The following is a 4,093-nucleotide window of genomic DNA, read 5'->3' on the forward strand; positions in this document are numbered from 1 at the left end:
CGAGATCAGTAATCGGTCCGACTGGCGTGCCGAGCGCTTTGTCGACAGCAACTCTGGCGCCAGCGTGTTCTGGAAACACGAACCCGTCGACGCTCTCTGATAAAGTTACGAGCGCATACCCCCGTCTTTAGGCGGGGGCCAAGCGGACAATAGCCTACATAGTGTTAACACGCCGACAGACCATAGTGTACGATACAGATAAAGACCACACGGCACGCGACCTACAACCTCAACTACCACATAGTGTGGGTGCCGAAGTACCGTCAATCGGTACTTGTTAACGAGGGCGCCAGCCGTGTCCGGTCCATCCTCCACGAAATCGCCGGCGACAAAGGCGTCGAAATTCTCGACCTCACCGTACAGCCCGACCACGTTCACCTGGTCGTCAGTAGCCCACCCAAGAACGAACCGGCGCTCCTCGCCAACTGGTTCAAGGGCATCTCCTCGCGCAAGTACAACCACCGATACGCCGACCACGACGGCGAGAAAATCAGATGGGCACGAGGATACTACGCAGGAACCACCGGGGACGTTTCGAGCGAGACTGTTGCGAACTACATCCAACAGCACAAGGAGGGCGATTCGTGACCGAACTCACGAAAACGTTGGAACTCAAACTTGTGGACTCGAACGCCCACAAGCGGAGGAAACTCCGAGAAACGCGAGAGACATACCAGCACGCCCTGCAAGACGCCTTCGATGCCGGCTGTACCACCCAGACCGAAGCGAACGACGTGGTAGGTTACAGAGAACGTGGAGCGCGTCGAACTCCGCCTCGAACGTCTCGGTGAACCGCCGCACTGAGTCGAGAGCCGCGAGGTTGAGCTCCATCACGGTGAGCGAGCCGTCGTGTTCACCGGGATGAATCTCCTCGGCGGCTTCCCGTCCGCGCTCGAGGCTGCGGCAGGCCATCACCACCTCGGCGCCCCGTCGGACGAACGCCTCCGTCGCCGCGTAGCCCAGGCCGCTGTTGGCGCCAGTCACGATGACGATGCGGCCTGACTGATCGGGCATATCTGCGAGTCCCCAATCGGACATAGGTGGCGATTGGTTTCGAATATGGTAATTCTTCGGTTGGCTGGAGGAGCCAACCGGTCTCGATACCGGCGACCACTCGAACTATCACCCCCGGTCGAGAAGGCCGCGACGAATGACCACGATTCGGACCGACACCCTCTGCAAGGCCTACGGTGACGTGACCGCGCTCGACGGGCTCTCACTCACCGTCGAATCGGGAGAGCTCTACGGGCTGCTGGGCCCGAACGGGGCGGGCAAGACCACGACGATGGAACTCCTCACGGGGCAGACCAGCGCCGACGCCGGCGAGGCGACGGTGCTGGGCGTCGACCCCGCGATGGAGCCCGTGGAGGTCCGCGAGCTGGTCGGTATCCTCCCCGAGAAGGAGTCGCCGCCGAGCTTCCAGACCCCGCGGGAGTATCTCCAGTTCGTCGGAACCGTCCGCGAGGTGGACGACGAAACCGTCGACGAGCGGACTGCCACCTGGGCCGACCGCCTGGGGTTCGCAGGGAAGCTGGATACACTCTCGACGGATCTCTCGCGGGGCCAGCAGCAGAAAACGATGATCGCCGGAGCGTTCCTGCACGAGCCGGAACTGGTGTTCATCGACGAACCGCTGGCGAACCTCGACCCGATCGTGCAAGAGCGGGTCAAGCGCTTTCTCGAGTCCTATCGGTCGGCGGGCAACACAGTGGTCATCTCGACACACAACGTCGAGGTGGCCGCCGAGCTCTGCTCACGCGTCGGGATCGTGAGTGCCGGGGAACTCGTCGCCGAGGTGGTCCCGCACGAACTCGGCCCGGAGACGAGCCTGCTCGACGCGTTCATGCGGCACGTCGAGACGGAGGGAGCACAGCTCGATGGCTGAGTCGTCGAACAGGGGGCTGTTCGTCGAGATGCTGCGCGAGGAGTGGCGGCTCCACAGCCGGATGCTCGGGGGGCGGCGGTTCGGCCTGTTCCCGCTGGCCATCGCGGTGCTGGTCGCCGGCGCGGTGGAGATGCTCGTATTCACCGGCACCGACACCTGGGTGGTGTTCGCCGGCCTCCACGGACTGGCGCTCGTGTTCGGACTCCACACCGGCTCGATCGGCTTTGTCGGCCGGGACGCGCTGCAGAACCTGCTCGGCGACGTGACGCTGCTGGTGTTCTCCGGGCGCACGCTCCCGCTCTCCCAGCGGCGGCTGCTCGCCACGTTCGTCGTGAAGGACGTGGTCTACTACGCAGTATTGTTCCTGCTCCCGATGGCGGCGGGCACTCTGCCCGCGGCACTGAGCCGCGGGACCATCGGCGTCGCTGCGGTCGCGCTGCTCTGGATAACGCTGACGACGACGTTCGTGCTGGGCATCGCAATCACTCTCACAGCCGTCGGTCTCGCGGGGCGCGGACTCGCCGGGGTCGCAGCGCTCGGTGGGCTCGCCGTCGCCGTCACGGCAGCCTGGCTCGTGGACCTGCCAGTGCTGGCTTATACACCATACGGCGCGTTTCAGTCGCCGACGCCGGGCCGGTTCGGTGGCGCGCTGGCCGTGGTGGTCGGCGCGTTCCTGCTCGGCGGCCTCGCCTTCGACCCGAGTTCACGCCAAACTTCCCGGACGGTTGGGCCGGCGTTCCGCGGCCTCCACGCCCGCGTGAGCGACGCCGTGGCGACGAAGACGCTGCTCGACGTCCACCGGAGCAACGGCGGCCTGGGGAAGGTGCTGTTCTCCGCGGCGGTGCTCTACGCCGTGACCGCCGTGCTGGTCGACCTCGCGGCCGAGATCACCGGCATCGCACCCTCCGTCGGCGTCTCTTTCGGCGCGATACTCGGGCTCACCGGCTTCACGACCTACAACTGGCTCACGCAAGCCGACAGCGTGGAGGCGTATCTGGCCCATCCGCTCGACACCGGTGGTGTGCTGGCCGGGAAGCTCAGAGCGTTCCTCCTGCTTGGGCCGGTTGTCGGACTGGCATTTTACGCAATCGCACTTGCCCGCCGCGGCAGCCCCGCCCTCGAGGCGCTTACGGGCGCCCTACTGCTAGTCGGCGTCGCCTGCTACATCTTCGGCGTCACCGTCTATCTCGCCGGGCTCTCGCCCAACGAGTTTCTCTTCGACAGCGCGCTGTTCGTGGCATTCGGCGCCGCCATGGTCGTCCCGCTGGTGCCGGTGCTCGTCATCGCGTTCGCCCTCGCACCGATTCCCACCCCCCTACTGGCCGGCCTCGGCGGCGTGGGCGGCCTGCTCGCCCTCGTTGGCTTCGCCCTCTTCCGCCGGTCGATTCCCAAGTGGACGCGCCACCACCGGCAGGGCTGAGCAGGCACGCTGTGGAGGCGGGACGGTGCGGGTGCAGAGGGGGTGCGGCGGCAGGTGCGGTGCGGTGGTAGGTGCGATGCGGCAGCAGGTGCGATGGCGGTAGTGCGGTCCAATAGCGCAAGCGCACTCCGCCGTGGTGTTCGCGGTGGCCGTCCACGTCGCGAAAACGGGTGCAGTGGGTATCGTCGCGGATGGAGTCACAGCCACGACCACAAAACCACGAGGCAATTCGAAACCAGCCAACACGGACGCCACCCAATTCGCACCCTTTTTGCGAAACCCACCAGTAGCCACGCCTAATGGATGAAGATCTACGCGAGCGCGTCCAGCAGGCCGCGGAGAAACACGCCCTGTTCAACGCGCTCGAACATGGCAGCGACGCCGAGGTCGGCCCGATCATGGGGCCGCTCATGGGCGAGAACCCCGAGTTCCGCCAGTACGGCGACGAGATCGCCGGCGTAGTCGCCCCCGTCGTCGGCAAGGTCAACAGCCTCGACGAGGACGAGCAGGCCGAGCGCCTCCAGGAGTTGGACGAGGAGCTCTACGAAGAGCTCGTAGCCGAGGAGGAAGCGGAGGAGAAAACCCTCCCCGATCTCCCGAACGCCGAGGAGTACGACGAGATCCGGATGCGCGCGGCGCCCAACCCCAACGGCCCGTGGCATCTCGGCCACGCCCGGATGCCGGCGGTGATGGGAACCTACACCGAGGAGATCTACGATGGCCACTTCATCGTCCGGTTCGACGACACCGACCCCGAGACCAAGCGGCCGGACCTCGACGCCTACGAC

At 65.7% G+C, this 4,093-nt stretch carries 4 protein-coding genes and 2 pseudogenes; 5 read left to right on the plus strand and 1 reads right to left on the minus strand.

The window, feature by feature from the left end:
• The first annotated feature begins 198 nt into the window (after window positions 1-198).
• Together tnpA and V5A38_RS14460 are read left to right on the plus strand one after the other, a co-directional pair.
• Window positions 199-588: an IS200/IS605 family transposase gene (tnpA, locus tag V5A38_RS14455; protein WP_332326471.1), complete on the plus strand. Its 390-nt coding sequence runs from the start codon at window positions 199-201 to the stop codon at window positions 586-588.
• A pseudogene (locus V5A38_RS14460) lies at window positions 585-740 on the plus strand (RNA-guided endonuclease TnpB family protein); the annotation flags it as partial. The gene tnpA and the pseudogene V5A38_RS14460, both read left to right, overlap by 4 nt.
• 13 nt (window positions 741-753) lie before the next feature.
• On the opposite strand, the pseudogene V5A38_RS14465 reads toward V5A38_RS14460, so the two are convergent.
• Window positions 754-1,038: pseudogene (locus V5A38_RS14465) on the minus strand (SDR family NAD(P)-dependent oxidoreductase); the annotation flags it as partial.
• 112 nt (window positions 1,039-1,150) lie between these two features.
• Here V5A38_RS14465 and V5A38_RS14470 point away from each other — a divergent pair.
• From V5A38_RS14470 to V5A38_RS14480, 3 genes are all read left to right on the plus strand, one after another.
• Window positions 1,151-1,885: an ABC transporter ATP-binding protein gene (locus V5A38_RS14470; RefSeq protein WP_332326468.1), complete on the plus strand. Its 735-nt coding sequence runs from the start codon at window positions 1,151-1,153 to the stop codon at window positions 1,883-1,885.
• Window positions 1,878-3,305, plus strand: coding sequence for a hypothetical protein (locus tag V5A38_RS14475; protein WP_332326469.1), 1,428 nt, complete (start codon window positions 1,878-1,880; stop codon window positions 3,303-3,305). The genes V5A38_RS14470 and V5A38_RS14475 overlap by 8 nt, the downstream gene beginning before the upstream one ends.
• Window positions 3,306-3,604: 299 nt before the next feature.
• Window positions 3,605-4,093, plus strand: a 489-nt coding sequence (locus V5A38_RS14480) for a glutamate--tRNA ligase family protein (RefSeq protein WP_332326470.1), incomplete at its 3' end; no start/stop codon positions are given.

The organism is Halolamina sp. (assembly GCF_036626355.1).
In the GTDB taxonomy this organism is placed as follows: domain Archaea; phylum Halobacteriota; class Halobacteria; order Halobacteriales; family Haloferacaceae; genus Halolamina.

Excerpts from the sequence above, each read along its gene's own strand:
- V5A38_RS14470 (WP_332326468.1), top strand. The coding sequence starts at position 1,151 with ATGACCACGATTCGGACCGACACCCTCTGCAAGGCCTACGGTGACGTG.
- V5A38_RS14475 (WP_332326469.1), top strand. The coding sequence starts at position 1,878 with ATGGCTGAGTCGTCGAACAGGGGGCTGTTCGTCGAGATGCTGCGCGAG.